We start from the raw sequence: 25555 nt of genomic DNA, 5'->3' as shown, positions 1-25555 counted from the left end.
ACGGCCGCCCGGCCAGGGCGGATGTTTCACTCGGGTGACCGATCCGTGACCACGAGGTCGGGAGCACGGAGGCCATCTCGTGCGTTACTACGGTATGGCGTTCGTCCTCCTGTACCTCGTCGTCGAAATCGTTGCGCTCATCGCGCTGTGGTCGGTGATCGGGTTGGGCTGGACGCTGCTCGTCCTGGTGGCCGGATCGATCCTCGGTCTGTGGCTCGCCCGCCGGGAGGGACTGCGTGCGGCGCAGGCGATCGGTGATGCGATGGCCAACCGCAAGGTGCCCACGGCGGAAGTGACCGATGGGATGCTGGTCGCCGCGGGTGGCGTGCTGCTCTTCGTCCCGGGCCTGGTCACCGACGTGGCGGGGCTGCTGCTCCTGCTCCCGCCCACCAGGTCACTCGTGCGCCGCAGGCTCGTGCTCGCCGCGGAGCGGCGCTCGCCGGGGCTGAAGACGGCGCGCATCCGCTCGCAGGGCACGGTCGTGGACGGCGACGTGGTCGAGGAGCCGCGTCCGTCCGACGGGCGGCTGGTGATCGAGGGCGGCACGGTGCCTGCCCCGGGCGAGCCGCGGAGCTAGGCTCGGCCGCTCCACTCCGGCTCGACCCTCGCCCAGCCGGTCTCCCAGTCCTCGGCGTCGATGGCGTCGAGCCGCGACCGGCACAGCGACACCGCGAGGGCGAGAACCGCCCAGCAGGCGAGCAGGGTGCTGAGCCCGGCCACCAGCCCGGCGCGGAGGGGGTCGGCGCCGCCGACGCGGGCGTCCACCACGCTGCCACCGGCGTCCACCGCGACGGGCACGAGATCACCCTTGGCGAGCCCGGCCACCACCGGCAGCTGTCCGGTGTGCTGCGTGCCGCCTGGCGCCGTCCAGCGCGCTCGGGTGGTCAGGGTGGAGGTCAGCATCGCCACCTCGGGCAGCGGCGACGGTTCGAGCAGTTCGGCCTGCACGAGCGTGGTGCCCGGGGCGGGGGCCGGAACCACCTGCTGCGCTGCGGCGGCCCCGCCGACCAGCACGGCCACGGCGATCGCCAGTAGCCCCAGCAAGAGCTGCGCGTGGCGCAGAGCCCGGCGTCCACGGTCGGTGGCACGGAAGAGTGATGGTTCCTGATCGTCGTCACGCGGCGTGGGGACATCCACGGGCGACATTGTCGGGTATGCACCCGATCAGCCGCAGGCACCACCCCGTCGTGTCGCGCAGACGAGTCGAACGGGCACGTCAGGTGACGAGCGTCCAGCTGATCGTGCAGCGCGCCGTGACCCGTACCGGCTCCGGTTCGAGCCCGAGCTCCCGGACGTCCGGGCCGCCCATCGAGTCACGCGCCGCCAGCGCGACCGCACCGCCGTGGGTGGGTGCGTCCGACAGCCTGCGCAATGCGCCCAGCCTGCCGCCGAGGGCCTCCGCGTAACCCTCCGCCCGCTGTCGTGCGTCGCCGACCGCCCGCCGCTGTGCCTCCCGCTGTGCGACCGCAGGGTCGGCGAGGATCCACCGCGGGCCGTGCACGGCGGTCGGCTCGGCGCCGACGATGGCCGAGAGCGCTCGCTCCAACCCGGTCGGGTCGGTCAGCGTCAGGGCGAGGTCCTCTCCGGCCCGGCAGCCGATCACGCGGTCGGTCTGCCATTCGTCGTGCACCCAGAACCGGCGGTTGCGGACGATGAGCCCTGGCAGCTCCAGTGCGGGTTCCGCGGCTGCCATCCGAAGGCCGAGCTCACGGACGGCGTCGCTCCGGTTCTCGGCAAAGCCGGTGAAGGTCACGTCGAGCTCGGCCTGGTCACCGAGCTGCTCGAACCAGCCGGTGCCCTCGGTCACGATCTCCGGGCCGTTCGGGTCGATCGGCGTTTCGGTCACACCGACAGGAAACCAGATCGCCTTCTCTTCGCCTATCTAGCAATGGTTCAAGAATGCTGAAGAGTATGAGATCGAGTGCGGCTGGATAATCGACCTCTGATGGCCCCTCCTCTCACGCGCTTGCGCAGCCTCGTGCGCGAAGGCCGGTCCGATGCGCCAGGACACCTCGTGGACGTTCTCGGACGGATCGGGCTCGTCGGGTACGGGGTGGTGCACCTGTTCGTGGCCTGGCTCGCGCTGCAGGTCGCGTTCGGCGTCCCGAACGCCCCGGCCGACGCAGAGGGAGCGGTCGGCACGATCGCCCGCACGCCGGGCGGGCTGATCGCACTCGCGGTGGCCGATGTCGGGCTGGTGGCGTTCGCGCTGTGGCAGGTCACGGCGGCCGCGATCGGCTTCAGATGGGTCGACGGGGGTGAACGCGTACGCAAGCGCGTCGGGGCCGTGGCGAAGGCGATCGCGATGTCGGCGCTCGCCGTCGTCATCGCCGACTACCTGCTGGACATCGGCTCGGCCGGCGGGACGACCGCGCAGGCGGCGGCGGCCGGCGTGCTCGGGCTACCGGCCGGGCGGGTGCTGCTGGGGCTCGGTGCGGGCACGATCCTGGTGATCGCGGGGGCGATGGTCTACACGGGGCTTCGGCGAACGTTCATGGGCGACCTCGACGTGCGCCGCCTGGGCCCGATCGCGCGGCAGACGATCGAGTTGCTCGGTGCGGTCGGTCACCTGGCACGTGCGCTCGCCCTCGGTGTGGTCGGCGTGCTGGCCGGGAGCGCCGCGTTGTTCGCCGACCCCGGGAGGGCCGGTGGGCTCGACGCGGCCCTGCGCACGCTGAGCGCCACGGCGCTGGGCTCGTCGTTGCTGGTGGTGGTGGCCGTCGGGTTCGCCGCGTTCGGGCTGTTCTGCCTGGCCGACGCGGGCACCCGACGGGCTTGATCGGCGTTTCTATTGATTTCTAGCTCTCAGCAGAGAGAGTTGTATACGAACCGATTCGCGACACGCCATCGGGTTCGATAGCCGCTTCTAGGCTGTGGGCAAGATTCGTGGATACCGTCCGATCGTGGATCCCGTACGCAACCCGTTCGCTCCAGGCGCCGGCCAGCGCCCGCCCGAGCTCGCCGGGCGTGACCGTGAGGTCGACGCGTTCGAGATCGTGCTCGAACGGGTGTCCCGCGGACGCCCCGAGCGCAGCCTGGTGCTCACCGGCCTGCGTGGGGTCGGGAAGACCGTTCTGCTCGGTGAGCTGCGTTCGATGGCGGTGCGTGCCGGGTGGGGCGCCGGGAAGATCGAGGCCCGCCCCGACGCAGACCTGCGCAGGCCGCTGTCTGCCGCGCTGCACCGGGCGATCCGGGATCTCGCCATGCGGCACAGCGCCCCCGACCGTGTGGACGAGGTGCTGGGCGTCCTCAAGGCGTTCGCCATGCGTTCCGGACCCGACGGGGCGAAGCTGCGCGACCGGTGGCAGCCCGGCATCGACGTGCCCGTGAAGTCGGGACGCGCCGACTCCGGGGACATCGAGATCGACCTCGTCGAACTGTTCACCGAGGTGGCGGAGCTCGCCGCGGACGTCGAGACCGGTGTCGCGATCCTCATCGACGAGATGCAGGACCTCCGTCCCGACGACGTATCGGCGCTCTGCGCCGCCTGCCATGAGCTGTCCCAGTCGCGGGCACCGCTCGTGGTGGTGGGCGCCGGGCTGCCGCACCTGCCCGCGGTGCTCTCGGCGTCCAAGTCCTACTCGGAGCGGCTGTTCAAGTACGTGCGGATCGGCCAGCTCGACCGTCCGGACGCCGACTTCGCCCTGCTCGCGCCGGCCGAGCGCGAGGACGCCTCCTTCGACGCCGATGCCCTCGACGCCCTGTTCGAGGCCTCCAGCGGCTATCCCTACTTCGTGCAGGCCTACGGAAAAGCCGCGTGGGACGCCGCGACGCGCAGCCCGATCAGCGCGGCCGACGTGAAGCTGGCGGCTCCGGAGGCCGAGGCGGAGCTCGCCGTCGGGTTCTTCGGCTCGCGCTACGAGCGCGCCACACCCGCGGAGCGGGAGTACCTGCGCGCCATGGCCGAGCTCACGGAGGGCCGAGACGACCCGGTGCCCACCGCCCAGATCGCCGAGCACCTCACCCGCCGGGCCTCGTCGCTGTCGCCCGCCCGGGACAGCCTGCTGAAGAAGGGGCTCGTCTTCTCCGCCCAGCGTGGCCAGATCGCGTTCACCGTGCCGCACTTCGGTCGCTTCCTCCTCACGCAGGCGTGAGCTAATGACCCGAACGGGTGAAAGGGGAGGATTACGAGGAGTGAAGTAACGCCCCGCCCTTCCGGTTCGATTCTCAGTACGACCCCGCGGTGCTGTCGGACCCCCGACCTGACAGCACTGCGGGGTCTTCTCGTTCCAGTGCGGTGCGTGTGCCCGATCTGCGAGGTCAGCGACGGCCACGCCGGGCAGGGGTCGTAGCATCTGGCCGGTGCAGGACCCGAAGCTCGAGATCCAGATGCTGCACGACCGCGTGATGGTCAAGCCGGAGACGAGCGGTGAGCGGCGCAGTGGCGCCGGCATCGTCATTCCGGCAACCGCCGAGGTCGCCAAACGTCTGGTGTGGGGAGAGGTGTTCGGCGTGGGGGCGAATGTCCGCACCGTCAAGGTCGGTGATCGGGTGTTGTTCGCCCGCGACGACCAGTACGAGGTCGACGTGCAGGGGACGACGTACCTGGTGCTGCGGGAACGTGAGTTGCACGCCGTCGCGACCGAGCGCACCGAGCACGGTACGGGGCTCTACCTGTGACGAACCGGGCCTCGTGAGGTTCGGTCCGAGTTTCGAGGGGAAAAGGACTTCATGCCCGAGCGGCAGTCCTCGCCCGGCGAGGTGACGTCCCGTCCGGACATGGACGGGGCGGAGAACGAGAACGGCCAGGTGCCGGAGGCGCAGGAGCGCTCGTCCGGCACCAACGGGGGAACGGAAAGCGCAATCACCGTGGGCGAGCAGGTGGCCGAACAGATCGAGGCATCGCCGCCGGCGACCGAGCCCGGTCCCGTCGAGCCCACGGCCGACGCGCCGACCGGGGCCGAGCCCGTACTGGACGCCCACACCGCAGTCGAGATCGCCCAGCCCGCAACCGAGGGCACCGGCGGCGCAGTGGCGCCGCCCACACAGAATCCCGCCGCCCAGGCGCCGTCCGGCCCGCCCGCCGAGGGAGCGCGGCCCGCGCCGCGTCCCCGGCCGCGCCCGCACCAGGAGCCCGACGGTCCCGACGCCGACGAGAGCCCGACCGTCCGCACTGCCGTCGGCGGCTCCGCGCCCGGCGACGACGAGGCCCCCACCGACCGCACGCCGCTCGCCGCTGCCAACGCTCCCGCCACCGCACCCCCGCGCGACCAGCCCCGAACAGGCGCCCCGAATCAGGCCGGGCGGAACGCGGGGGGCCAGGCGCAGAGTCCGGCGCAGGGCGAGGCGCCGACCGTGGCCGTCCGCGCCGGGGGCACCGCTCCGGCCGCCGCCGGCCACTCCGCGTCGACCGCCTGGTTCAACCCGGTCGACCAGGAAGCCACCCAGATGATCCCGCGGGCCGCCGTGCCGCCCGCCCCTGCGCCGCCCGCCCCCGTGCCGCCTGCTCCTGCGCCGCCTGCACATGTCCCGCCCGCTCCTGCCGCGCCCCCGCAGCCGGCCGAGCCCGCCACCGAGCGCATCCCGCTCGTGCCCCCGGCCGGCAGCGCCACCGCCTTCCTGGCCCCCGCCGTCGACGCCACCACCACCTCCATCGCGTCCCCTCCGATGCCTCCGCCCACCGGCGGTCCGGGCCAGCAGGCGGCCGCCCCCGGCGAGCCTCCCGTGCGCAAGCGCAAGCGCCGGATCCTCCTGCTCACGGGCATGGTCGGCGCGCTGGCCCTGCTCTACGTCGGTGACCTGGTGATCAACTCCGGCTCGATGCCCCGTGGGGTCACGGTCGCGGGCGTGCAGGTGGGCGGCCTCGGTCTCGACGAGGCCGAGCAGCGGCTGCACAGCGAGATCGACCCCCGCACGCAGCAACCGATCCAGGTCAGCGTCGGGGAGGCCCGCAGCGAGATCGATCCAGCCGCCGCCGGCCTGGCCATCGACTGGGACGCCACGCTGGCCGAGGCAGGCTCGCAGCCGCTCAACCCGATCACCCGCATCACGTCGTTCTTCAGCGAGCGCGAGGTCGGTGTCGTCACGAGGAGCGACGGCGAGGCGCTCAACGCGGCGCTGGAGGAGCTGTCGCCGATCGTCGACAAGGCGCCGGTCGAGGGCTCGGTGCGGTTCGACGGCACCGACCCGGTCCCGGTCGACCCGGTGCCGGGCCAGAAGCTCGACGTGCCGGCGGCGGCCGGTGTGCTGCAGGACGAATGGGCGGTCGGCCTGCCGGTGGCCCTTCCGCTCACCGTGCTGCCGCCGTCCACCACCCCCGAGGACGTCATCGCCGCCATCGACCAGGTCGCCCGCCCGGCCGTGTCGGGTCCGGTCGAGATGATCGGCGAGGGCGGCACCACCGGCACCGTCACGCCGGACGTCATCGCGTCGGCCCTCACGTTCCGCGCCGATGCAGGCAACCTGGTGCCGGAGATCAACACCGCTGCCATCACCGATGCGCTCAAGCCCCAGCTTGCGGAGTCGGAGCGGCCGGGTCGCGATGCATCGCTGGACTTCTCCTCCGGCAGGCCGGTCGTCGTCCCCTCGCAGGACGGTCGCGGCGTCGACTACGAGGCCAGCCTCGCGCCGCTGCTCGACGTGCTGACCGGTACGGGAGAGCGCGAGATCACCGCCGTCTACGGCGACCAGCCGGCCGAGCTCACCACCGAGGAACTGAACGCCCTCGGCATCACCGGTGTCATCGGTGAGTTCACCACCGGCGGTTTCGCCGCCGACTCCGGGCGCAACATCAAGCGGGCTGCGGAGCAGATCAACGGGATGATCGTGAAGCCCGGCGAGACGTTCAGCCTCAACCAGGCCACGGAGCCGCGCGACGCGAGCCACGGTTACGTCGAGGCCGGCATCATCTCCGACGGCCACGCCTCGCGCGGCATCGGCGGCGGTGTCTCCCAGGTGGCCACCACGCTCTACAACGCGTCGTACTTCGCGGGCATGACCAACGTGGCGCACAAGGAGCACAGCTTCTACATCAGCCGCTACCCCGCCGGTCGCGAGGCCACCGTCTTCGAGGGCGCCATCGACCTGAAGTTCCGCAACGACAACCCGACGGGCGTCATGATCCAGACGGTGTGGACGCCGAGCTCGCTCACCGTGCGGCTCTACGGCACGAAGGTCTACGAGGTGACGTCCACTCCGGGCCCGCGCACCAATCCGACGGCCCCCACCACCGTGACGATCCCGGCCGGCGAACCGTGCAGCCCGAGCCAGGGAGCGCCCGGGTTCACCATCACCGACACCCGCACACTGCGCAACATCAGCACAGGCGAGGCGCGCCACGAGACCCGCACGGTGCGGTACAACCCGTCGCCGATCGTCGTCTGTGGGCCGTGAGCTGGGGGCGCTCGGCGATCTTTCTCGGGCGCCAGGTCTTTCGCGATCCAGCTCACATTCGTACTCTCGGTAAAAGCCGAGTGGAACGGAGGGCTCGACATGCGTATCGCGGACGTGCTGCGGAGCAAGGGCAGTGACGTGGCGACGGTCGCCCCGAGTGTCACTGTCGCCGAGCTGATCTCCCAACTGGCCACCCACAACGTCGGGGCGCTACCCGTCGTCGACGGCGGGGAGCTGGTCGGAATCGTCTCCGAGCGTGATGTCGTGCGCAGGCTCGACGCCGCGGGGCCGGGGCTGCTGGAGGCCAGGGTCGGCGACATCATGATCACCGGGGTCACCACGTGTGCTCCCGGCGACAGCGTCGCGGACATCGCGGCCGTGATGACCAACCGCCGGTTCCGGCATCTGCCGGTCGTGGTCGAGGGTCAGCTGGCCGGAATCGTGAGCATCGGCGACCTGGTCAAGGCGCGGATCGACCTTCTCGAGTCCGAGCGCGAGCAGCTGCAGAGCTATATCGCGGCCGGTTAACGGCGGGCGGAGGCAACGGACAGGGCCGAGGGCGAATTCCGCCCCCGGCCCTGCCATTACCGCCCCCTGTGCTCAGAAGCCTGCTTCGGACAGCTCCATCAGCGAGTTGTCGGCCGTCTCGACCACCACACGCTGGGCCGTGAGCAGCGGGAGCACGGTCTTGGCGAAGAACCGGGCCACAGCCACCTTCCCCTCGTAGAAAGCGGCGTCCTTGACCGGACCGTCCCCGTCCTGACTCAGCGCCGTGAGCGCGACCTCGGCCTGGCGCAACAGTAGCCAGCCGATGAGCAGGTCGCCGACGGCCATCAGCAGCCGGACGGTGTGCTGCCCGACCTTGTAGATGCTCGACGGGTCCTGCGCGGAGGCCATCAGGTATCCCGTGAGGGCCGCGAGCATGCCCTGGACGTCGGCGAGGGCCACACCGAGCAGCGCGCGCTCCTCCTTGAGCCGCCCGTTGCCCGCCTCCGCCTCGAGGAAGGCCTGGATCTCGCCCGCGACGTGCCCGATCGCCTGCCCGTTGTCCCGCACGATCTTGCGGAAGAGGAAGTCGAGCGACTGGATAGCGGTGGTGCCCTCGTACAGCGAGTCGATCTTGGCGTCGCGGATGTACTGCTCGATGGGGTAGTCCTGCAGGTAACCCGAGCCGCCCAGCGTCTGCAGTGAGAGCAGGAGCTGTTCGGTGGCGCGTTCGGAACCGACCCCCTTGACGATCGGGAGCAGCAGGTCGTTGACCTTCTCGGCGAGCGTGACGTCCTCGCCCGCGGCCTGCCCGATGCGGATGCGGTCCTGGTAGGTAGCCGTGTAGGTGTACACGGCGCGCAGCCCCTCGGCGTATGCCTTCTGCAGCATCAGGATGCGGCGGACGTCCGGGTGGTGGGTGATCGTGACGCGCGGGGCGGCCTTGTCGAGCATCCTCGGCAGGTCGGCGCCCTGGACGCGTTCCTTCGCGTACTCCAGCGCCGCGAGGTATCCCGCCGAGAGCGTGCCGATGGCCTTGGTGCCCACCATCATCCGCGCGTACTCGATCACCTCGAACATCTGCGCAATGCCGTCGTGCACGTCGCCGAGCAGCCAGCCCTTGGCGGGGACGCCGTGCTGGCCGAACGTGAGCTCGCACGTGGTGGAGGCCTTGAGACCCATCTTGTGCTCGACGTTCGTGACGAAGGCGCCGTTGCGCTCGCCTGTCTCGCCGGTCTCGGAGTCGAAGAGGAACTTCGGCACGAGGAAGAGCGACAGGCCCTTCGTGCCGGCTCGTGGCGCGATCCCCGGACCCTCGGGGCGGGCCAGCACGAGATGCATGATGTTCTCGGTGAGGTCGTGCTCGGCCGAGGTGATGAAGCGCTTCACCCCCTCGACGTGCCAGCTCCCGTCGGCCTGCTGCACCGCCTTGGTGCGCCCGGCGCCCACGTCGGATCCCGCGTCGGGCTCGGTCAGCACCATCGTGGCGCCCCAGCCGCGGTTGATCATCAGCTCGGCCCAGCGCTTCTGCTCGTCGGTGCCGTTGCGGTGGACCACCGCCGCGAAGCTGGGGCCGGCCAGGTACATGAACGCCGCGGCGTTCGAGCCGAGGATGAGCTCGGCCGCGGCCCACTGCACGGTGGGCGGGATGCCATAGCCACCGAGCTCGGTGGGCAGGCCCAGCCGCCACCACTCGCCGTCCCAGAGCACCTTGTAGGCGTCCTTGAGCGACTGCGGCAGCGTGACGGTGTGGGTGGCCGGGTCGAAGACGGGCGGGTTGCGGTCGGCGTCGGCGAACGACTCGGCCAGCGGCCCCGTGGCCACGGCGTTCAGCTCCTTGAGCACCCCTCGGACGGTGTCGATGTCGACTCCGTCGAACGGCGCGGTGTCCAGCCGGTCCTGCACTCGGAACACCTCGAACAGGTTGAACTCGAGATCGCGCAGGTTGCTCCTGAAGTGGCCCATGTCCGGGACTCCTCACCACTGACTACTCGCCGGTAACAACGAGCATATTACTCACGGGTAACAGGGACAAGGCACTCAGAGGCCCCAGCTCGCTTCACACCTTCGAGTCCGCTGGTTGTGTCTTCCGCACGATGTGACGCATGGTCTCCGTGAGGCGAATGAGAACAATGCGACGGTCGTGACGGAGGCGATGTGGCTCGGGATCACGTGTCCCGCCGGGGATTCCTACTCGGTGGGCTGGCCGTTGTCGCCACTACCGGCGGCCTGGTGAGCACTGGCAATGCCTGGGCAGGCGAGCCGGAGATCATCGACTGCGACGGGTGGGGGGCCCGTCCGAACAGCGACATCGTGCCGATCTGGAACCAGCGACCGGTCAAGATTCTCGTGCATCACACGGCCACCCCCAACCAGTCCGATGTGAGCCGAGAAGCGGCCGACCGGCTTGCCCGCGGAATCCAGAACTTCCACATGGACAACCGCGGATGGCTCGACACCGGACAGCACTTCACGATCAGCCGCGGCGGGTACGTGCTCGAGGGCAGGCACCGCAGCCTCGAGGTGCTGGAGAGAGGCGAGCGCCAGGTCGAGGGAGCGCACTGCACGGGGCAGAACGTCGTGGCCATCGGCATCGAGAACGAGGGCACCTACACGTCGGTCGGTCCGCCGCCCGTGCTCTGGAACCGGCTGCGCGACATGTGCGCCTACATCTGCGACCAGTACGACATCGAGCCGACCGAGATCTTCGGGCACCGCGACTTCAAGGACACGGCCTGCCCGGGAGACGTTCTCTACGGCATGTTGCCGCAGCTGCGCAGCGAGGTCGCGGGCGTGCTCGGGCAGCATCTCAGCTCCCGTGTCGCGCTGAAGGAGTCGTGGCCGTTGCTGCGGGTGGCCGACCAGGGGCCTGCGGTGGCCGCCGCGCAGCATCTCCTGCGAGACGCGGGTATGACCGAGGTACAGCCGAGCGGGAGCTTCGACCGCACGACCTCCGACGCCGTGCGTCAGTTCCAGACGGTCCACCGCACGGAGGAGGTCAACGGCATGATCGGCGGCGAGTCCTGGCCGCTGCTCGTGCGCGCCGTGGCGCCCGGCGAGGACGGGGAGGCGGCGCGGGCGGCGCGCGTCCTGGTCGAGGCCCAGGCCGATCCCGTCGGCCCCGCTGCCGTGTCCCTCGTCGGCGCCGAGGACTGGCGCAGGCTCCTCTCGACTCCCACGTCGCTGGTGCGGTGACGCGCGACGCGTGTCACCACCGCCGGAGCGTCACCAGCCGCGGGATCCGTCCTCCCACAGTTTCCAGGGGGCCTTGCCCGTGGCCCAGTGCTTGTTGAGCCATTCGTAGTCCTTGTAGGTGTCCATCGCGGCCCAGAAACCCTCGTGTTTGTTCACCGTGAGCTGCTGGTTGCGGGCGAGTTTCTGCAGCGGCGATGCTTCGAGGAACAGGTCCTCGTCGTCGTCGAGATAGTCGTCGAGGAACGATCTCTCGAACATGAAGTACCCGCCGCTGACCCAGCCGTCGACATGTGTGGGCTTCTCGTTGAACTCCGAGACGACGTTCCCTGCGACCTGCATCTCACCGAACTTCGACGTCGGGTGCACCCCTGTGACCGTGCCGACGCGGCCACCTTCCGCATGGACAGCCGCCAGGTTCGCGATGTCCACGGCGCTCACGCCGTCTCCGTAGGTCACCATGAATCGCGGCGTGTCGATGTAGTGGCGAATACGACGCAACCGGGCGCCGGTTCCGGCCGCGAGCCCGGTCTCGGCAAAAGTGATCTCCCAGTTCTCGTCCGCAACGCCGTTGCGAAACTGCGGTTGGTGGTCGCCTGTGGACAGCGACAACGTGAAGTCGGACATGTGGGCGCGATAGTCGAGGAAGAACCGCTTGATCTCCCAGCCCTTGTAACCGAGGCACAGCACGAAGCGGCGGTAGCCGTAGTGGCTGTAGAGCTTCATGATGTGCCAGAGGATCGGGCGGCCGCCGATCTCGACCATGCCCTTGGGTAGCCGTTCGCTGGCTTCTCGAATGCGTGTGCCCTGCCCTCCGCAGAGTACGACGACCGGAATGTCCGTTTCTTCGTGCACTGCGTGCTTCCCTCCGCCGCGCCGGCCGCCGATGTCCGTTTTGAGGACGTCGCCGAGATCGACCACTTGATAGTGGAGAGATCGTGTTTGGGCAACAGCTGTCCTTGTGAGCATCTGCACCCCACGATCGGGGGCTGCGAGCCTGCGTGACTCCGGATGGCGGTGCCCGCTGACCCGATCGGCGGACATCTCCCCTGTTCACGGCGGTGGCGCGTGGAGACGCTCGCCACTCTCGGTAGGCTCCCGGGCGCCCATCGAACAGACGCACGACGGGGGTCAGCTGGTGTCGACGCGAACTCAGCCGGTTCCGGGGCTCGCGTCGGAGGGTGCGGTGGCAGGCGCACCGGTGGCCCGGCGGCTCGTCCGCGAGGCGGCCGCCGCGGGCGCAGGGGTGCGCAGGGTGGACATCATCGCCACGGGCGGCCACGGCAAGACCGTGCTGCTCGAGGCGATGTCCGGGGCCTTCCGGGACGCCGGCGTCCTCGTCCGGCACGACGTGCCCTCGCCCGGTGATCCGCTCGCGCCCGACACGGCGCTTCTGGTGGACGACACCCATCTGCTGAGCCCGGCCGAGCTGGACCGGCTCGCTGAGGTGGCTGCGGCTCCGCACGGCTATGTCGTGGTCGCCCACCGGCCGTGGCCGCGCCCGGCGGGCACCGCCGCCCTCGGCGCGACGCTGGCCGTGAGCCGGCCCCCGGTGGTACTCGACGCGCTCGACCGCGCCGGCGTGTCCGTCCGGGCCGGTCTGCTCATCGGCGGCCGGTCCGGCACGCCCGAGCACGCGCCCGCAGAGCTCGTCGACCAGGTACTCGTCCAGACGGCCGGGTCACCCGCTCTGGTCGATCGGCTGCTGACCGCCCTCGTCGAGCAAGCCGGTCCGGACCGCACCCGGATCGGGACGCCGAGCCGGCCGCCTGCGGGGCTGCTCGCACAGCTCGGCTACGCGGTGCACGGCCTCGGGCCAGGGGTCCGCGGACTCCTCCTGGCCCGCGCGCTCGGTGCGTCCCTGGAGGCCGAGGTCCTCGTCCCGCTCCTCGGCCTGCCCGACGGTGATGGTGCGGCGCAGCTCGACGAGTTCGTGGAGGCCGCGCGCGCGGCCGGCCTGCTGACCGCCGACGGCATGGCGGTGCCGCTGGTCTCGGCGGCGGTCCTGGCGCATACGCCGCAGGCGTCGCACGTGGAGATGCGGCGGGCGCTGGCCGAGATCGAGCTGAACCGCGGAGGCAACGTCCTCGCCGCCGCCCGTGGGCTCCTCGCCGCGGGTGCGAGCGGAGCGAGGGTGGCGGCCGTGTTCACCGCAGCCGCGGAGGAGGCGTTGCGGACGGGCGCCCCGGTGGCCGGCGAGTACTTCGAGGCCGCGGTCCGTGCGGGCTCACCCGCTCTGGAACTCGCGGCACGCCGGGCCGAGGCGGCGATGCTGGCCGGTGATCTCGACCTGGCTCTCGCCCAGGCCGACCAAGTGCTCTCGGACCCCGGCCAGGCGCCACCGGAGGACGCCGTCCGGGCCGGCACCGTGGCGGCCGCCGTTCTCGCCCGCCGGGGCATGCTCGCTCGCAGCGCGGAGCTGTACCGCTGGATGGGCAGTGCCTCGATGGGCAGCGCGGCCGTGCTGTCGGTGCCTGCGCTGATCGGCACCGGCGCGCTCGACGAGGCACGCGAGGTGCTGCGCGGCCCGGCCAGGGAACCCGGCGCCCCGCCCCGTCCGCCGACGCTGCTCGCCGGCGCCGAGGAGCTGATGGCCAAGGGTGTGTACGACTCGGTCGCCGGGTCGCCGACGGCGGCGCTGTCGCAGCTGACCCGCGCGGCGTCGCTGCTGGAGTCGTCGAACCGCGCGGCGCTGCTTCCCGACACCCCGGCCGCGCTGGCCGCGCTGGTCGCGGTGCACTGCGGGGAGCTCGACGTCGCTCAGTCGGTACTGGAGCGGGCGGTCCGGGTGGGTCTCGGCGGCCGCAGCGCAGCCACCCGGCACCGGCTGCTGCTCGGCTGGATCGCGCTCTTCCGCGGTGCCACCACGGCCGCGAGGGCGGCGCTCACCGCGGTGTCGCCGCCCGGCGCTCAGCTCGAGCCTCGCGACGAGTTCCTCGCCGCGGCGCTGGAGGTCGCACTGACCCGCCGCACCGGCGACCTCGCGTCGCTGATGCCCGCGTGGGGACGTGCCCGCGAGGCGATCGTGCGCCACCCCGTCGACCTGTTCGTGCTGCAGCAGCTCGGCGAGCTGTCGATCGCCGCCACGCGGCTGCGTGAGCCGAGCTGGGTGCGTCCGCACCTCGACGAAGCGGCTGAGCTGCTCGCGAGCCTGGGGGATCCTGGGCTGTGGGCGGCGCCGCTGGCCTGGTCGGGCCTGCAGGCGGCGATCCTCGCCGAGAGCCGCGAGGCCGCAACGCGGCACGCCGCTGCGCTGGAGGCGGCGGCGGGTGCCAGTCGGTACACCGCGGCGATGGCGACCGCCGCCCCGCACTGGGTGCGGCTGCTGGACTCGGAGGTGGACGCAACGGCGGTCGAGGCCGCGGCCCGCGGCCTGCACGCCGTGGGGCTCGCGTGGGAGGGCGGGAAGCTTGCGGGGCAGGCTGCGATCCGCACGCGTGACCGCAAGGCGATGAGCACGCTGCTCAGCTGTGCCCGCGCGCTGCAGAGCAGCGGGTCCGCAGGCCGGGCGGGGGCGGAGCCGGACGTCGTCGCGGACGCCGACACCGACACGGGCCCGGCAGGCATCCCGGTGACGGTGCCGGCGTCCCGGATCGCGTCGCACCCGGCCGATGCCGACGCCTCTGCCACCCCCGGAGACGACGGCCCGTTGAGCGAGCGCGAACGGGAGGTCGCCGCGCTGGTGCTCGAAGGGCTGACCTACAAGGAGATCGGCGAGCAGCTCTTCATCTCGGCGAAGACCGTGGAGCACCACGTGGCCCGGATGCGCCAGCGGCTCGGCTCAGGGAGCCGGGGGGAGCTGTTCGCCCACCTGCGCCAGATCGTCGGCACGCCCGAGCCCTGACGCGCGCCGCGGTCCGGCCTGCGTCAGCGGCGAAGGCCGGCGAGGATTCCCTCGCAGCTGCGGACCACCAGCCGCGCCATGTCCGACACGGCGCGGCCGGACATCGGGCTCTCGGCCCGCCGTTGCCAGCGGGCCGCGGCGTCCAGCGCGGCGCTCCACAGCTCGTCCGGTCCGGCGTCGGGTTCGAGCCCGAGGCGGGCGGCGGCCGACCCGCCGTCGCCGCCGAGCAGTCGCTCGGCCTCCTGCAGGGCCTCGGTGGGCATCTTTATCGCACCGGAGCGCAGCGTGGACAGCAGCCGCAGCTCGGCGAACTCGTGTGCGCCCGCGAGGATCCTCTCGACCTCTGCCACCAGCGGCGCCGCTGCCGGGCGCGGCTCCCTGGTAAGCACGAGATCCACGGCCAGCAGTGCAGAGCGGGCCTTGAGCAGGTCGCGGCGCTCGCTGAACTGGGTGGTGAGCACGCTGCGCAGCTCGTCGAGGCCGCTGCGCTTGACCAGCTCGGACGCGATGGCGTTCGGGTCCGTCACGCCCTGCCGGATCAGCGTGGTGGACAGTCGCACGCCGAACAGGCCGAAGCGCTCCATGAGCCGGGCGCGCGCGTCGGCGTCGGGCCCGGCCGTGCCGTCGGGGAGGTCGGTGCGGGAGAACCGGTCGACCGAGAGCAGCATCCCGTCGAGGTCGGATCGGGGAAGCTCGGCGAGGGCCGTGAGCGCGGCGAACTCGTCCTGGCGCATGGTGCGGCCGGTCTGGGCGAGCAGTCCCGCCACAGCGACGACGGTCTGGCACAGCCCCCGGATCTTCTCGTCGGCCCGGTAGCGTCGCGCGATCCGCCGCGCGGAGCTCAGCGCGTCCAGTCGCCCGACGCCGATCTCGTCGGCGCGGGACAGGACGCCGATCGTGTTGATCGGCGTCGCCTTGGCCACGCCCTGGTCGAAGAACGACTCGAGGAACCGCACGTCGGTGGCGTGCAGGTGGCGCATCAGGTAGATCACCGCGTCGGCCTGGCTGGGCGAGTCGTCGGGCGTGAGGAACGCGCCGGCTCGCGACGAGGTATCGCTGGAGAGCGACGCGATACCGGGCGTGTCGATGAGGGTGTGGGTGCGCAGGCTCTGCGACGGCCACTGCACCTCGAGCTTGTCCACGTCCTCGACACGCGTGCCCTGCAGGTCGAACTTCAGGGCACCGCTGGCCCGGCTGATCGTCAGCTGCCGTGGCGACGTGTTGCGCGGGAACATCGTCACCTTCGGGATCTGGGCGTCCAGGTACCAGGTGACGATGCGTGTGCACTCGCCGGCGTCAGTGGGGGCGATCTCCTCACCCACGAGCGCGTTCAGCAGCGTGGACTTTCCGGCCTTGACCTTGCCGGCGATCGCGACCCGCAGCGGTTCGTCGAAGCGGTTCAGGTTGTACTGCAGCCAGCCGACGGCCTGTGGGCTGTCGTGGTAGGCGTCGATCGTGCGTCGCAGCAGCACCCGGACGACGGACCCGAGATGGGGAGCGGGAGCGGTCACGACGAGGTCCCCGAGCCCGTCCGCGCCCTGACCGAGGCCTTTGCAGGGGCGGACACGTTCTTCACGAGCGCTCGCGCCCTGGTGGCGAGACCGTCGATGCGTTCCAGCTCGGCCTTCAGGTCGCGGATCCGCCGCTCGCGCTCGGAACTGGTGGTCTTCACGGCGTTCTGGGCCGCCATCACGGACGCGGCGAGCGACGTGCTCATCTCCTCGGCGATGGCGCTGAAGTGGTCGCGCAGCTGGCGCTGGCTGCGCCGGAGCATGTCGCGGGAGTCCTTGCCCACCTGGAAGGTCACCTCGTCGATGTGGCGTCGCACCGCCTGCTTCGCGTCGGACCGCCGCTTCAGCAGCTGCCGCTTGCTCTCGTCACGCACCGTCTTGATGCCCAGCGCGATACCTGCCGGTGCGCCCGCGAAGATCGGGAGGCCCATCAGGGCGCCGAGCATGCCGAACATCAGCACACCGCTGTAGCCGCCGCGCAGGCCGGTCAGGAGCTTCTGTCCGGTGTTGAACTTCTCCACCTCCGGCTGCACGAGCGGATTGACCTTCCCGGCCATCCCCTCGTCGTCGAACCGCAGCTCGGGCATCGCGATGTCGGCACCGGCCGCGAAGTGCTCGGCCACCTGACCCGCGAGCCAGCGGGCGCGCTCTGCGGCCCACACGAAGTTCGCCGACGCCGCCGAGGACACCTGCTGGTGGAACCACTCGGCGAACTGCTCCCAGATCTCGGCGGGGTCGGCGTCGTCGATGAGCTGCTCGGCCTCGCGCGTGATCGTGCGCAGGCGGTCGCGCAGGTCGTAGTCGATGTCGGACTGCAGGTCGGCGACCCCGTCGTTCAGCGTGATCTGCCAGCGCGACGAGCGCTGCTTGAGCTCGTCGGCGTGGGCCTTCGCGCGGGTCAGCTGGCCGACGAGCGACTCCATCCGCTCGGGATCCTGCTGGACCTCGAGCTCGGCCTTCATCCCCGCCGAGAGCTGCTCGGAGACGGACAGCACGTCGTGGCTGGTGGAGCGCCGGTCCAGGTCGTCGGACTGGGCGACGACCTTGTTGAGCAGGAAGTCCACCAGCTGCCGGAACCCCGACTCGTCCATGAGCGCGGCGTCCTGCGTCTTGGCGGCGTGCAGCCGCAGCATGGACGACACGGGGAACATCTCGGCGTTGATCCCGGCGTTCCCGAGGTGGCCGCGGTCGAGCTCCATGATGCGGCGCCAGTGCGGGTAGAGATCCGTCTTGGTGAGCACGCACGCGACGTTGGGGCACAGCTTCATCGCGGCTTCCAGGAACTCCAGCTCCGGGCCGGTGTACTCCTGGGCCGCGTCGGAGACCAGCAGCACGGCGTCGGCGCTCGGCAGCGCCGACATCGTGGCGGCGCCGTGCGCGGAACCCAGGCCGCCGACACCCGGGGTGTCGACGAGCACGAGCCCACCGGCGAGCAGCTTGCGCGGCAGCCCGACCTCGGCGTAGCTCAGCATCGCCTTGTTACCCGGGTTGCCGGCTTCGGAGACGTATTCGGAGAGCCGGGCGGCCGGCACCTCCATGCGCTCCGGGGGCCTGTCCTCGCCGCTCTCCCGCACCAATGCGGCGGTGGTGGTCTCCGCGTGCTTCACGACGGTCGGCACGGCAGTGGCGATGTCGTCGTCGACCGGGCACACGGGAGCGTTGACGAGCGCGTTGACCAGCTGGCTCTTGCCCTGCTTGAACTCTCCGACGATGAGCACGCGCACGTCGGGGTCGACGAGCCGTCGTCGCGTCTGGAGCAACCGGCCGCCGAGGTCGGGGCGGTCGTAGGCGGTGGTCGCCTTCAGAGCGAGGTCGACCAGTTCGACCGCTGCGGGTACCGCCACGGCGTCCCTGCCTCCTCAATGCTGCACGTGCAGGCCGGGGCCTGCGTCGTCTCCAGGACGACACCGGCCCCGCCACCTCGGAGAATCCCGTGGAGTGGCGGGGCCGGTGGTCACATCACCTGGAGATTACCCCGGCAGGGGGCAGCCTCCGGAGGCCGGTGAACCTCGTCAGTGGTCGATCGCGACGTCGTTGTGGCTCTGGACGTCGTTGTGCGTGGTGTTGTGCGAGTCGGTGTCGACATCGGTGTCGGTCTCGTTGAAGGAACCCGACGTGGCGTCGTTGTCCTGGTTGAACGAGTCCTCGAACTCGGTGTTGTTCTCGGTGGTCGTGGTGGTGTCGTTGAACGAGCCGTCGATGTCCTGCTCGCCGGTGGCGTCGCCGCCGACGGCGAGCGCGCCGCCGTCGCTGACGTTCACGTCCTCGAGGGAGGTGCTGTTGGCGTCACCGTCGCCGAAGGACGTGGTGTTGTCGTCGCCGTTGACGACGTCGTTGCCGTCGCCCACCACGTTGCCGTCGCCGCTGACGTTGCCGTCGCCGACCTGGTTGTCGTCGCCGGTGACGATGTTGGAGCCCTCGATGTCGTCGCCGGCCGCGACGGCGCCGTCGCCGGTGGCGGCGGTGGAGTCGATGTCGATCTCCTGGTCGAAGTCGCCGCCGCCGGTGTCGATCTGCTGGTTGACGGAGTTGTCGATGATGGTGTCGCGGTCATCGACGTAGTTGTTGGTGACGTAGGTGTTGACGTAGCGGACGGCGGCCTCGTGGTCGCTCTCGCCCTCGTGCTTCTCGGGGACGGGCGGCGGGGGGACGTGTCCGTGGCCGCTGGTGTGGCTGGAGCCGGTGTTGTACTCACGGCTGAAGTCGGCGTCCTGGTTGTCCTGGAGCAGGACGAGGGCGTCGTGGACGTCGTCGGGCGAGATGTCGCCGCACGGTGCGAGGTAGCCGTTGGGGTCATCCTTGAAGGCGGCCATGGCCTCGGGATCGCGGAAGAGGTTGAGCAGCAGATCGAGCAGCGAGGTCGAGGTGGTCATCTCGGATCATCTCCCAAGTGGTTCGGCGGGTTGCCGGTCGTCCCGGCGTTGCGGAGAAAGTTAGGGCGCTGCGCCGTTCGGGCCATCGGGGATCGTCCAGGGTCCTGATCCCTCATCCGTGCGGGGATCCGAGGCGCGGGTGCTAGGGGATCGGGGGATTAGGGGATCGTCCCCCTGGGCGGGGAGGGGAAGCCTCTCATGCGTGCGCTCGGTAGCGGGGACCCGTCGAGCCCGACCCGGGGATGCGCGAACGGGGTAATCGTCATCGGCGAATGGGCTACGGAGCGTGGACCCATCGGTGCACTCCCCCGGCGACCATCTGCGAGCCGTCGGGGGTTGTTTCGGGGCCGCCCCCCACGACCGGCGCTACGCCCGGGAGCTCGACCGGTTCGGAGGGCATGGGGCGATCCGCAGGGCTGGGAGACGGCAGCGGCCCCGCCCCTGCAGGTGCAGGAACGGGGCCGCCTCGCCGATCGGGGGAGTCGATCGGGATTGGGTGGAGAGATCAGTCGTCGATGTCGACGGTGTTGTGGCTTCCGACGTGGCTCACGGACTCGTTGTGCGAGTCGCTGTCGATGTCCGTGTCGGTGTCGTTGTGCGAGTTCTCCGTGGAGTCGTTGTCCTCGTTGAACGAGTCCTCGAAGTGGGTGTTGGTCGTGGTCGTCTCCTCGGACTCGTTGAACGAGTCGTCGACGTCGTAGGAGCCGCTGGCGTTGCCGCCGACCGAGATCGCGCCGCCGCCGCCGACCTCGACGTCCTCGAAGGAGGCGTTGTTGGCGTCGCCGTCACCGAAGGCGGTGGTGTTGTTGTCGCCGTTGACGACGTTGTTGTCGTCACCCGCCACGTTGTTGTCGCCACGGACGTTGCCGTCGCCGACCTGGTTGTCGTCGCCGGACACGATGTTGGAGTCCTCGATGTCCCCGCCGGCGGCCACGGCGCCGTCGCCGGTGGCGACCACCGAGTCGACGTCGATGTCCTGGTCGAAGTCGCCGCCGTGCGTGTCGATCTGCTGGTTCGTCGAGTTGTCGACGATCGTGTCGCGGTCGTTGACGAAGTTGTTGGTGATGTAGCGGTTGATGGTCTCGACAGCGGCCCGGTGGTCGTCGCTACCGTGGTCGTCGTCGTTGTCACGGCCGCCGTCGCGGTCGTGGTCGCGGTCGTCGTCACGGCCGTGGTCACGGTCGTTGTCGTCGTCGTGACGCCCCGAGTGGCTCGGGCCGTCCCAGCCGGTGTTGTGGTCCCGGTCGAAGTCGGCGGTCTGGTTGTCCTCGAGCAGCACGAGGGCGTCCCGCACGTCCGCGGGGCTCAGGTCGTCGAGCCCGTAGTACTTGAGGGCGGCGTCGGGGTCCTCGGCGTACCAGTCGCGGGCCTGCTCGTTGGTCAGCAGCTCGCGCAGGAACTCCAGCAGCGACATGTGCTCGGCCATGGTGATCATCTCCGATGTTCGTGTGCGGATCGTCGTGTCGGTCGGGGCCGACCGGCGTTGATGCAGAAGTTAGGAGCGGGGTGCCGCCGGGCCATCGGGGATCAGCCAGAGTTCTCCGACCCCTCCGGTAGGGGGTAGTTCGGTTGGCTGTGGGGGGTTTCGGTAAACACAGATGGGATCCGGTCCGTTTCGATACGTGACACGATCAGGAGCTAACGGACCAGCTTGTTACTGCGATTGCGAGAGGTGAGGACCGATCCGGCTACTGCCGGACCGGCTGTGAGGGGAGCACGATGAGCTACCAGCTCGGTATCGATCTCGGGACGACGTACACCGCTGCTGCCGTGTGCCGCTCCCAGGATCGGGGCTGGGCGGAGCCGGAGGTCGTCACCCTCGGCACCAGGAGCGCCATCGTCCCGTCGGTGATGTTCGTTGCCCCCGAGGGCTCGGTCGTGGTGGGTGAGGCCGCGGAGCGCCGCGCCCTGACCGACCCCGGCCGCGTCGTGCGCGAGTTCAAGCGCCGGATCGGCGACCCCACGCCGATCGTCGTGGCCGGGCAGGCCTGGGCCCCCGAGGAGCTGTCCGCTCGGCTGGTGCGGTGGGTCGTCGACCGCGTCGCCGAACGCGAGGGCGGGCCGGCCGATGGCATCGCCGTCACCCACCCCGCATCGTGGGGTGCGCACAAGCTGGATCTGCTCGCTGCCGCGCTCGCCGTCGAGGGCGTCACGGCCACGTTCCTGGCCGAGCCACAGGCCGCTGCCCTGCACTACGCCGCCGCCGAGCGTGTCCCCGCCGGCGCAGCCATCGCCGTATACGACCTGGGCGGCGGCACATTCGACGCCGCGGTCGTCCGCAAGGGCGACCCCGCGATCGCTCCGACCACGGCGGGATTCGGGTTGCTCGGCCGTCCGGAGGGCCTGGAGCGCCTCGGTGGCGTCGACTTCGACGATGCCGTCTTCGAGCACGTCTACTCGGGCCTGCCCGAGGCGTTCGCCGACCTGGACGAGACCGATCCGGCGGTACTGGCCGCCGTGGCGCGGGTTCGACGTGAGTGCACGGAGGCCAAGGAGGCCCTGAGCAGCGACACGGACGTCTCCATCCCGGTGCTCATGCCCGCGGGGCGTGGCTCGGTACGGCTGCATCGCAGCGAGTTCGAGGCCATGATCCGGCCGCAGATCGAGGAGACGGTCTCCGCGTTGCGCGCGGCGGTGACCTCGGCGGGCCTTTCTCCCGAGGAGCTCACGGCCGTGCTGCTGGTGGGCGGTTCCTCGCGGGTCCCGCTGGTCGCGCAACTCGTGTCCGAGCAGCTGGGCAGGCCGGTCGCCGTCGACGCCGACCCGAAGAACGCCATCGCCAAGGGCGCCGCTCTGGCGATCTCCCCCACCCCCACGGCGTCCTGGCCGGGTGCGGAGATCGAGCCCGTTCCCCCGGGCTTCGTGCCGTCGCCGAGGCCACCGGCGTTCGCGGAGGGCACCTCGGACCGGATCCCGGTGCTGGCGTCGGCCGGGGGCGCAGCTGCGGCCCCACCCGCCAGGCCCGCGCTGCGGTCTCTCACGCCGTCCTACGAGGTCGGCCCCGACGGTGTGTTGCGCGAGTCCGCCGTGTCCCTGTTCCCGGACACCGGCAGGCAACTGGTGGCCCCGCCGGCCTGGGCGCACCAGAAGGCGAAGGCGGAGCGCCCGGTCGGGCTGTTGGTCGGGATCGGTGGGTTGCTGGCCTCCGCTGCCGTCATCGCCGCGGTCATGTTGTGGCCCACCACGCCCTCCGCCGCCGAGGTCGGCGCGAACACGCCGAGCGACGCCGTGTCCACCCTCGCGCCCATCCCCGGCTCCGCGCCGGCGGCGCCCCAGCCCACCCCCGATGAGTCGGGCGCCAGGAACAGCGACGGAGGCGGTGGCGCCGCCCCCGATGGCGCTCCCGCACGCGGTGGGCCCCCTGCCGGCGGTCCGCGTGGTGGCGCCGCGCCGACGCCGTCCGCCGCCACCGGCCCACCACCGGGGGGCGCAACGACCACCAACCCGTCGCCGGTGACCACCACGACGGGGAACGCGACCAGCACCACCACGCGCGCCACCACCACGACCAACAGCACCCCGACCACTACCCGCACGACCCCGACCCCGACCACTACCAACACGACCCCGACCACTACCCACAGCACTCCGACCACTACCAACGGCAACACGCCCCCGGTCAACACGCTGCCGGGCGGGAGTACGGCGACCCTCGGAAGCCCCGCCGCTCCCACCGGCCTTGGTCCGGCTTCCCCGGCAGGGTCGCTCACAGAGGGATCCCCGGCGGTCTGACCAGGTGGGCCCGGCTGTCGTCCGGGCCTCGCGCCGGTCGTCGTTCCGCCGGGCGAGCGAGCGTGCTCGCTCGCCCGCCTTCACTCGTGTCGCTGTGGCGCCGCCCCGTCACATATGAGCAGGCTTCGGCGATGTAGGTGGGGTGTGGCGCCGACAGTGGGTGCCGGGGGGATAGGGAGATCTGTCGTGGTGAGGTTGGGCGGGGCGGTCATCGCCATGGAACTGGCGGCTTTGGGCGTCGCGTACGTGGGGTTCGGCTGGCTGGTGCTGCTGGTGGGAGGCCCGGTCGTGCTGGGGACGGTGTTGGTACTGGCGTTCGTCGGGATGTCGGAGAAGCCTCGGCAGATGCTGCACGAGCACCGCGCGCAGCGGTGGGATCCGCGTCAGGCGGTGGCGGGCGGCCTCATGAGTGGGTTCTTCACACCGGTGCCCAGCGGTGAGGACCGCTCGGGGCGCTGACCGGGTTCCGGTGGCGGGCGGCAGACTGACAATGTGCTCATCCGGCCCGCCCGCGCGGAGGAGGCCGGCGCCCTCGCGGCGCTGGCCGTCCGTTCCAAGGGGCACTGGCCCTACTCGGCAGCGTTCCTGAAGCGCTTCGAGCGCACACTTGCGCTCACGCCCGAGGTGGTGGCGTCGAACGACGTGCTCGTGGCCGAACGCGACAGCGTGGTCAGCGGGTTCTACGTCCTGCTGCACCGCGATGGGCTGGCCGTGCTCGACGACCTGTGGCTCGAGCCCGCCGAGATCGGCCGCGGGTGCGGGCGGAAGCTCTTCGAGCACGCGGCGGCCAGGGCGGCTGCGCGAGGCGCGCGCGTCCTCGAGTGGGAGGCCGAGCCGTACGCCGTGGGGTTCTACGAGCGCATGGGCGGCGAGACGGTCGGCTGGGTGGACTCGCCGCTCGGCCGGCGGCTCCCGGTGATGCGGCTGGGACTGGAGGGTCCGGAGGGCGGCACAACCACCCCCTAGTGGCGGGTCGGACGAGCGTCGGCCCTGCGGGGGCGGCATGCTGGCAACGTGCTGGTCGGGATCCTGCTCGCGACGGCCGCGATGGTCCTGAACAGTTTCGGCGCGCTACTCCAGGCCGAGGGCGCCCGGCGGGCCACCCGCAAGCGGCCCGCTTTCCTCCAGCCTCGGTTCGTCGCCGGGGTCGCGGTGGACTTCGTCGCGTGGGGGTGCGCCGTGCTGGCGCTCAGGGTGCTGCCGGTGTTTGCGGTGCAGGCAATCATCGGCGGCACCATCGCCATGACCGCCGTCATCAATGCCCGGATGATCGGGGTGCGGCTGCCCCTCGAGATCCGGATTGCCGTCGCTGTGTGTCTCACGGGTCTCGTCCTGGTGGCCGCCAGCGCGGGCACCGAGCAGCCGCCGATCCGCCCGCGTGGGGTGGACGTCGTCCTGCTCGTCTCGCTGCTGCTGCTGGCCGTCGCCGTTCTGGTGCTGCGGCAGGGCAAGCACGCGTGGCCGCTCGCCCTGCTCTCGGGCCTCGGGTTCGGCGGCACGGCGCTGTCGGTGCGGGCAGCCCACGTCCAGACCGGCGAGGGACTCGACCTGGCCCTGCTGCTCGGTCAACCGGCCACGTACCTGGTGGCCGGGTTCTGGCTGGTCGGGATGACCGGCTACACCGCAGCCCTGTCACGAGGTGACGTCGGTGCGGTCACCGCCGTGTTCACGGTGACCGAGGTGCTCATACCGGGGATGGTCGGTATCTGGCTGCTGGGGGACCCCGTTCGTCCAGGCTGGGCGTGGGTGCTCGCGGTGGGTCTGGCGATGGCGCTGGCCGGCACCGTGGTGATCGCGAAGGCGCCACCGCTGCGGCCGCCCCGCGTCCGCTGAGCGTCACCCGCCCGGTTCCGATTCGTCCATGACGGGAGGGTGCGCGGCACGCCAGGATGTGGCCGTGCTGAGCTGGGACGACGTCGTGACGATCGCGAGTGGGCTGCCGGAGGTCGAGCAGTCGACCTCTTACGGCACGCCCTCCCTCAAGGTGAAGGGCAAATCGTTCGCACGCCTCCGCACGGAGGCCGAGGGTGGGCTGGTGCTGATGTGTCAACTCGACGAGAAAGAAGCGCTGCTCGCCTCCGGCGACCCCGCGTTCTACACGACGCCGCACTACGACGGGTACGGCGCGATCCTCGTCGACCTGGAGAAGGTGTCCCCGCAGCAGCTGGCCGAGCTGATCGAGGACGCATGGCGCGAGCGGGCTCCGGTGCGTCTTCGCAAGGCGTTCGATGAGGAGAAGATGGGATGAGCGACCAGGAGATCACGCTGGTCGTCGGCCATCGCCTCACCGATGCTGAGCTCGACGCCCTGTTCGAAGCAGGCGCCGACGACACCGCACCCGAGCTGCGGGCCGATCGGACCGCCGTCCACTTCGACCGTGAGGCCGAGACGCTCGCTGACGCGCTCCAGAGCGCGCTCGCCGACGTCACCCGCGCAGGCCTGAAGGTCATTGCCGTCCAGGCGGGGGACGTCGCCGCTGCCTGAACCGGCACGAGCGAGCCCAGCGCCCCGGGACCACCAGGTCCCAGGGCCTTTCCGACCCGACGTCGCGAGAACACGTGCAGGACGCAATTGGGCTCAGGAAG

22 protein-coding genes are annotated in these 25555 nt (G+C 71.0%); 14 read left to right on the top strand and 8 right to left on the bottom strand.

Going from position 1 to position 25555, the window contains the following annotated elements:
* Window positions 1-79: 79 nt before the first annotated feature.
* Window positions 80-577: an FxsA family protein gene (locus tag ACQPZQ_RS44725; RefSeq protein WP_241036622.1), complete on the top strand. Its 498-nt coding sequence runs from the start codon at window positions 80-82 to the stop codon at window positions 575-577.
* Here ACQPZQ_RS44725 and ACQPZQ_RS44720 read toward each other — a convergent pair.
* Both ACQPZQ_RS44720 and ACQPZQ_RS44715 read right to left on the bottom strand, forming a co-directional pair.
* Window positions 574-1137: an Rv1733c family protein gene (locus ACQPZQ_RS44720; RefSeq protein WP_433290516.1), complete on the bottom strand. Its 564-nt coding sequence runs from the start codon at window positions 1135-1137 to the stop codon at window positions 574-576. The genes ACQPZQ_RS44725 and ACQPZQ_RS44720 overlap by 4 nt on opposite strands.
* Window positions 1138-1216: 79 nt before the next feature.
* Entirely contained in the window at window positions 1217-1846 is a 630-nt protein-coding gene (locus ACQPZQ_RS44715; RefSeq protein WP_433290515.1) for an SIMPL domain-containing protein, read from the bottom strand.
* A 168-nt stretch (window positions 1847-2014) separates the two neighbouring features.
* Here ACQPZQ_RS44715 and ACQPZQ_RS44710 point away from each other — a divergent pair, with 168 nt between their 5' ends.
* The 5 genes from ACQPZQ_RS44710 (at window position 2015) to ACQPZQ_RS44690 (ending at window position 7860) form a co-directional block, all read left to right on the top strand.
* A complete protein-coding gene (locus ACQPZQ_RS44710; protein ID WP_433290514.1) occupies window positions 2015-2779 on the top strand; it encodes a DUF1206 domain-containing protein in 765 nt (254 codons plus the stop codon).
* Between the two features lie 124 nt (window positions 2780-2903).
* On the top strand, window positions 2904-4094 hold the full coding sequence (locus ACQPZQ_RS44705) for an AAA family ATPase (protein WP_433290513.1): 1191 nt from the start codon (window positions 2904-2906) through the stop codon (window positions 4092-4094).
* Between the two features lie 208 nt (window positions 4095-4302).
* A complete protein-coding gene (locus tag ACQPZQ_RS44700) occupies window positions 4303-4620 on the top strand; it encodes a GroES family chaperonin (RefSeq protein ID WP_433290512.1) in 318 nt (105 codons plus the stop codon).
* A 51-nt stretch (window positions 4621-4671) separates the two neighbouring features.
* Complete coding sequence (locus ACQPZQ_RS44695; RefSeq protein WP_433290511.1) at window positions 4672-7332, top strand: VanW family protein; 2661 nt, start codon at window positions 4672-4674, stop codon at window positions 7330-7332.
* Between the two features lie 99 nt (window positions 7333-7431).
* Window positions 7432-7860 carry a CBS domain-containing protein gene (locus tag ACQPZQ_RS44690; protein ID WP_433290510.1) on the top strand — a complete coding sequence of 143 codons (429 nt, stop codon included), beginning with the start codon at window positions 7432-7434 and terminating at the stop codon, window positions 7858-7860.
* Between the two features lie 72 nt (window positions 7861-7932).
* On the opposite strand, the gene ACQPZQ_RS44685 is transcribed toward ACQPZQ_RS44690, so the two are convergent.
* On the bottom strand, window positions 7933-9783 hold the full coding sequence (locus ACQPZQ_RS44685) for an acyl-CoA dehydrogenase (RefSeq protein ID WP_433290509.1): 1851 nt from the start codon (window positions 9781-9783) through the stop codon (window positions 7933-7935).
* A 267-nt stretch (window positions 9784-10050) separates the two neighbouring features.
* Between ACQPZQ_RS44685 and ACQPZQ_RS44680 the strand changes: the two genes are divergently transcribed.
* A complete protein-coding gene (locus ACQPZQ_RS44680) occupies window positions 10051-11013 on the top strand; it encodes a peptidoglycan recognition protein family protein (RefSeq protein WP_433290508.1) in 963 nt (320 codons plus the stop codon).
* A 30-nt stretch (window positions 11014-11043) separates the two neighbouring features.
* Here ACQPZQ_RS44680 and ACQPZQ_RS44675 read toward each other — a convergent pair whose 3' ends face one another.
* Window positions 11044-11865: a sugar phosphate nucleotidyltransferase gene (locus ACQPZQ_RS44675; RefSeq protein WP_433290507.1), complete on the bottom strand. Its 822-nt coding sequence runs from the start codon at window positions 11863-11865 to the stop codon at window positions 11044-11046.
* Between the two features lie 331 nt (window positions 11866-12196).
* On the opposite strand from ACQPZQ_RS44675, the gene ACQPZQ_RS44670 reads away from it, so the two are divergent.
* Window positions 12197-14854: a LuxR C-terminal-related transcriptional regulator gene (locus ACQPZQ_RS44670; protein ID WP_433290506.1), complete on the top strand. Its 2658-nt coding sequence runs from the start codon at window positions 12197-12199 to the stop codon at window positions 14852-14854.
* 23 nt (window positions 14855-14877) lie between these two features.
* Here ACQPZQ_RS44670 and ACQPZQ_RS44665 read toward each other — a convergent pair whose 3' ends face one another.
* From ACQPZQ_RS44665 to ACQPZQ_RS44650, 4 genes are all read right to left on the bottom strand, one after another.
* Window positions 14878-16365 carry a dynamin family protein gene (locus ACQPZQ_RS44665; RefSeq protein WP_433290505.1) on the bottom strand — a complete coding sequence of 496 codons (1488 nt, stop codon included), beginning with the start codon at window positions 16363-16365 and terminating at the stop codon, window positions 14878-14880.
* Window positions 16362-18209 carry a dynamin family protein gene (locus ACQPZQ_RS44660; RefSeq protein ID WP_433290504.1) on the bottom strand — a complete coding sequence of 616 codons (1848 nt, stop codon included), beginning with the start codon at window positions 18207-18209 and terminating at the stop codon, window positions 16362-16364. The genes ACQPZQ_RS44665 and ACQPZQ_RS44660 overlap by 4 nt, the downstream gene beginning before the upstream one ends.
* A gap of 168 nt (window positions 18210-18377) precedes the next feature.
* Window positions 18378-19238, bottom strand: coding sequence for an IniB N-terminal domain-containing protein (locus tag ACQPZQ_RS44655; RefSeq protein ID WP_433290503.1), 861 nt, complete (start codon window positions 19236-19238; stop codon window positions 18378-18380).
* Window positions 19239-19743: 505 nt separating this feature from the next.
* Complete coding sequence (locus tag ACQPZQ_RS44650) at window positions 19744-20664, bottom strand: IniB N-terminal domain-containing protein (RefSeq protein ID WP_433290502.1); 921 nt, start codon at window positions 20662-20664, stop codon at window positions 19744-19746.
* A 293-nt stretch (window positions 20665-20957) separates the two neighbouring features.
* Between ACQPZQ_RS44650 and ACQPZQ_RS44645 the strand changes: the two genes are divergently transcribed.
* The 6 genes from ACQPZQ_RS44645 (at window position 20958) to ACQPZQ_RS44620 (ending at window position 25454) form a co-directional block, all read left to right on the top strand.
* Complete coding sequence (locus ACQPZQ_RS44645; protein ID WP_433290501.1) at window positions 20958-22970, top strand: Hsp70 family protein; 2013 nt, start codon at window positions 20958-20960, stop codon at window positions 22968-22970.
* A 186-nt stretch (window positions 22971-23156) separates the two neighbouring features.
* A complete protein-coding gene (locus tag ACQPZQ_RS44640; protein ID WP_433290500.1) occupies window positions 23157-23429 on the top strand; it encodes a hypothetical protein in 273 nt (90 codons plus the stop codon).
* Window positions 23430-23462: 33 nt separating this feature from the next.
* Window positions 23463-23936, top strand: a complete 474-nt coding sequence (locus ACQPZQ_RS44635) for a GNAT family N-acetyltransferase (RefSeq protein WP_433290499.1) — start codon at window positions 23463-23465, stop codon at window positions 23934-23936.
* A gap of 48 nt (window positions 23937-23984) precedes the next feature.
* Window positions 23985-24803, top strand: a complete 819-nt coding sequence (locus ACQPZQ_RS44630; RefSeq protein WP_433290498.1) for a hypothetical protein — start codon at window positions 23985-23987, stop codon at window positions 24801-24803.
* 28 nt (window positions 24804-24831) lie between these two features.
* Window positions 24832-25218 carry an MmcQ/YjbR family DNA-binding protein gene (locus ACQPZQ_RS44625; RefSeq protein WP_433290497.1) on the top strand — a complete coding sequence of 129 codons (387 nt, stop codon included), beginning with the start codon at window positions 24832-24834 and terminating at the stop codon, window positions 25216-25218.
* Complete coding sequence (locus ACQPZQ_RS44620) at window positions 25215-25454, top strand: hypothetical protein (RefSeq protein ID WP_433290496.1); 240 nt, start codon at window positions 25215-25217, stop codon at window positions 25452-25454. The genes ACQPZQ_RS44625 and ACQPZQ_RS44620 overlap by 4 nt, the downstream gene beginning before the upstream one ends.
* Window positions 25455-25555: the final 101 nt, after the last annotated feature.

The sequence above is a fragment of the Pseudonocardia sp. CA-142604 genome, assembly GCF_050948475.1.
Classification (GTDB): Bacteria; Actinomycetota; Actinomycetes; order Mycobacteriales; family Pseudonocardiaceae; genus Pseudonocardia; species Pseudonocardia alaniniphila.
This window is presented reverse-complemented; position numbering and strand designations above follow the sequence as displayed.

What these genes read in the sequence shown, in the direction of transcription:
- ACQPZQ_RS44690 (WP_433290510.1), top strand. Translation starts at nt 7,432, where the DNA reads ATGCGTATCGCGGACGTGCTGCGGAGCAAGGGCAGTGACGTGGCGACG.
- ACQPZQ_RS44620 (WP_433290496.1), top strand. Translation starts at nt 25,215, where the DNA reads ATGAGCGACCAGGAGATCACGCTGGTCGTCGGCCATCGCCTCACCGAT.
- ACQPZQ_RS44645 (WP_433290501.1), top strand. Translation starts at nt 20,958, where the DNA reads ATGAGCTACCAGCTCGGTATCGATCTCGGGACGACGTACACCGCTGCT.
- ACQPZQ_RS44655 (WP_433290503.1), bottom strand. Translation starts at nt 19,238, where the DNA reads ATGACCACCTCGACCTCGCTGCTCGATCTGCTGCTCAACCTCTTCCGC.
- ACQPZQ_RS44650 (WP_433290502.1), bottom strand. Translation starts at nt 20,664, where the DNA reads ATGGCCGAGCACATGTCGCTGCTGGAGTTCCTGCGCGAGCTGCTGACC.
- ACQPZQ_RS44625 (WP_433290497.1), top strand. Translation starts at nt 24,832, where the DNA reads ATGACGGGAGGGTGCGCGGCACGCCAGGATGTGGCCGTGCTGAGCTGG.
- ACQPZQ_RS44695 (WP_433290511.1), top strand. Translation starts at nt 4,672, where the DNA reads ATGCCCGAGCGGCAGTCCTCGCCCGGCGAGGTGACGTCCCGTCCGGAC.
- ACQPZQ_RS44685 (WP_433290509.1), bottom strand. Translation starts at nt 9,783, where the DNA reads ATGGGCCACTTCAGGAGCAACCTGCGCGATCTCGAGTTCAACCTGTTC.